Here is a 3,357-nt window from a genome sequence, read left to right as displayed (position 1 = left end):
GTTAATTCACCCTATCATTCACACCTGGTTTTTACAAAGAGGAGCACATCATGAGTCAAAAAGTAGCGTACGTCACCGGTGGTATGGGCGGCATTGGTACCGCCATTTGCCAGCGCCTGAGCAAAGAGGGCTTCAAGGTCATCGCGGGCTGCGGCCCCACACGTGACTATGGCAAGTGGCTGGCCGAGCAGGCCGAACTGGGCTTTACGTTTTACGCCTCGTCAGGCAACGTGGGCAACTGGGACAGCACGGTCGAAGCCTTTGACAAGGCCCACGCCGAGCACGGCATCATCGACCTGCTGGTCAACAATGCCGGCATCACCCGCGACCGCATGTTCCTCAAAATGACCCGCGAAGACTGGGACGCGGTGATCGAGACCAACCTCAACTCCATGTTCAACGTCACCAAGCAAGTGGTGGCCGGCATGGTTGAAAAGGGTTGGGGCCGCATCATCAACATCTCGTCGGTCAACGGTGTCAAGGGCCAGGCCGGCCAAACCAACTACTCGGCAGCCAAGGCCGGCATGCACGGCTTCAGCATGGCGCTGGCGCAAGAGCTGGCCACCAAGGGTGTGACGGTCAACACCGTCAGCCCCGGCTACATCGGTACCGACATGGTCAAGGCCATTCGCCAGGAAGTGCTCGACAAGATCATTGGCACGGTGCCGGTCAAGCGCCTGGGTGAGCCGTCCGAGATCGCCTCCATCATTGCCTGGTTGGCCTCGGATGAAGGTGGTTACGCCACCGGTGCCGAGTTCTCTGTGAATGGTGGCTTGCACATGGGTTAAGCCCGAGCTCGACACCAAGAAATAAACCCGCCTCCGGCGGGTTTATTTTTTTGGAGCACCAACTTCTGCTGACCACAACGAATGCACAGGCTTTAAGGAAAAACCTCAACCTTTTCCAACACAAGCGCCACCGCATCCTTGGCCGCCAGCAGCGGCGCATTACCCACCGGCCACTGGATCCCCACGGTCGGGTCACTCCACAACAGGCTGCGCTCAAACTCGGGGTGGTAGTAGTCCGTGGTCTTGTATAAGAACTCTGCGGTTTCACTCAGTACCACAAAGCCATGTGCAAAACCCGGTGGCACCCACAGTTGGCGCTTGTTGTCCGCTGACAGCACCACCCCTTCCCACTTGCCAAAGTTGGGTGAGCTCTTGCGCAGGTCCACTGCCACATCAAACACCTCACCCTGTGTGACCCGCACCAGTTTGCCCTGCGGGTGCTGGATCTGGTAATGCAGACCGCGCAGCACGCCTTTTGCCGACTTGCTGTGGTTGTCTTGAACAAAGTTCACATCCAGCCCGGTGCATTGGCAGAAGTCGCGTGCGTTAAAGCTCTCAAAGAAGAAACCCCTGGCATCGCCAAACACTTTGGGCTCCAGGATCAGCACCTCAGGCAGGCGGGTTTGGGTGACGGTATAAGGCATTCATTGTGCTCCAGCCCATATTCCACGGGCGTTGTCAGCTATACAAAGTTATTCGTTTGTACTGCTTTGTTCGTTTGTTGGTTTGTTACTTTGTTGGTTGGTTGAATCATTTCAACAAACTCAGCAGATACTGCCCATAACCATTCTTGGCCAGCGGTGTGGCCAGTTTCTGGATCTGTGCGGCATCAATCCACTTCTGGCTGTAGGCAATTTCTTCGGGGCAGGCCACTTGCAGGCCCTGACGCTTTTGCAGTGTGGCAATGAAGCTGGCAGCTTCGAGCAGGCTGTCGTGGGTGCCGGTATCTAGCCAGGCATAACCCCGGCCCATGATCTCGACGTTGAGCTGGCCTTGCTGCAGGTAACGTTTGTTGACATCGGTAATTTCCAGCTCACCACGGTGGGAGGGCTTGATGTCTGCCGCGATGTCACACACCTGGGTGTCGTAGAAGTACAGGCCGGTGACGGCGTAGTTGCTTTGCGGCTGTTTGGGCTTTTCTTCAATGCTGATGGCCCGCATGCTTTGGTCAAATGCCACCACACCATAACGCTCGGGGTCATGCACATGGTAGGCAAACACACTGGCACCGATCTGGTTGGCATCGGCATGGGCGAGTTGTTTGACCAGGTCATGGCCGTAGAAGATGTTGTCACCCAGCACCAAGGCACTGGGGTGGTTACCCACAAACTCGCGCCCGATGATGAAGGCCTGGGCCAGGCCGTCCGGGCTGGGTTGCACGGCATAGCTGATGTTCATGCCCCACTGGCTGCCGTCACCCAGCAGTTCACTGAAACGGGGGGTGTCATGCGGGGTGGAGATGACCAGCACATCGCGAATGCCCGCGAGCATCAGGGTGCTCAAGGGGTAGTAGATCATCGGCTTGTCGTAGATCGGCATGAGCTGTTTGGAAACAGCCTGTGTCACCGGGTAGAGCCGGGTGCCGGAGCCTCCGGCGAGGATGATGCCTTTGCGTTGTGCCGTGTTATGGGTCATGGTGCTGCTCCCTATGGTTCTCAATGTTCCAGAGTATTGTTCTCAATTTTCTCAAGTCTGGCTTACAGGATCTCTACCAGCATGCGGTTCACACCTACTTGCCAGTGCGGCAGCGTCAGGCCAAAGGTGCGCTGCAGCTTGGCGGTATTCAGGCGCGAATTGTGCGGGCGTTTGGCCGGTGTTGGGAAGGCGCTGGTGGGTACGGGCTGGATGTCGGTCACTTTAAATTCAATAGCTGGTTGCGCTTGCTTGGCTTGGGCTAGAACATGTTTTGCATACTCAAACCAGTTGGTCTCACCGGCCGCCACCAGATGGTAGATACCCGCAGTTGTTTCAGTCAGCTCTTCTTGCTGCAGCACCTGGCGGATGGCGTAGGCGGTGATGTCGGCCAGCAGGTCAGCGCCGGTGGGGGCACCGATCTGGTCGTTGATGACGGTGAGTTTGTCGCGCTCTTGGGCCAGGCGCAGCATGGTTTTGGCAAAGTTGCCACCGCGGGCGGCGTAGACCCAGCTGGTTCTGAAGATGAGGTGGCGCGGGTTGGCCGCAGCAATCAATTGCTCGCCTTCGAGTTTGTTGCGGCCATACTCGCTTAAGGGTCCGGTGGGGTCGGTCTCCACCCAGGGGGTGCTACCACTGCCGTCAAACACGTAGTCGGTGCTGTAGTGCACCAGCCAGGCACCCAGTTGGGCTGACTCGGTGGCCAGCACTTGCGGGGCCAGGGCGTTGATGCTGCGTGCCAGAGCGGGCTCGCTCTCGGCTTTGTCGACGGCAGTATGGGCTGCGGCATTGACGATGACGTCGGGGCGGACGGTGCGGATGGTGTCTGCCAGACCGGGCAGGTTGGTGAAGTCACCACACAGCTCGGTGCTGTCGTTGTCCAGGGCGATGAGTTCGCCTAAAGGGCTCAATGATCGCTGCAGTTCCCAGCCGACCT

At 57.9% G+C, this 3,357-nt stretch carries 4 protein-coding genes; 1 reads left to right on the top strand and 3 read right to left on the bottom strand.

The window, feature by feature from the left end; translation table 11 throughout:
• Nucleotides 1–50: 50 nt before the first annotated feature.
• Nucleotides 51–788 carry an acetoacetyl-CoA reductase gene (phbB, locus tag KBF66_RS19220; protein WP_296661068.1) on the top strand — a complete coding sequence of 246 codons (738 nt, stop codon included), beginning with the start codon at nucleotides 51–53 and terminating at the stop codon, nucleotides 786–788.
• Nucleotides 789–880: 92 nt separating this feature from the next.
• On the opposite strand, the gene rfbC is transcribed toward phbB, so the two are convergent.
• From rfbC to rfbD, 3 genes are all read right to left on the bottom strand, one after another.
• Nucleotides 881–1,432, bottom strand: a complete 552-nt coding sequence (gene rfbC / locus KBF66_RS19215) for a dTDP-4-dehydrorhamnose 3,5-epimerase (RefSeq protein ID WP_296661322.1) — start codon at nucleotides 1,430–1,432, stop codon at nucleotides 881–883.
• Between the two features lie 106 nt (nucleotides 1,433–1,538).
• On the bottom strand, nucleotides 1,539–2,423 hold the full coding sequence (gene rfbA / locus KBF66_RS19210; RefSeq protein WP_296661321.1) for a glucose-1-phosphate thymidylyltransferase RfbA: 885 nt from the start codon (nucleotides 2,421–2,423) through the stop codon (nucleotides 1,539–1,541).
• A 62-nt stretch (nucleotides 2,424–2,485) separates the two neighbouring features.
• Nucleotides 2,486–3,357, bottom strand: an 872-nt coding sequence (rfbD, locus tag KBF66_RS19205) for a dTDP-4-dehydrorhamnose reductase (protein WP_296661320.1), incomplete at its 5' end; no start/stop codon positions are given.

Origin of the sequence: Rhodoferax sp. (assembly GCF_018063565.1) — a bacterium.
Taxonomy (GTDB): Bacteria; Pseudomonadota; Gammaproteobacteria; order Burkholderiales; family Burkholderiaceae_C; genus Rhodoferax.
The sequence above is the reverse complement of the archived record's forward strand: the minus strand, read 5'-3'. Positions and strand labels throughout refer to the sequence as shown.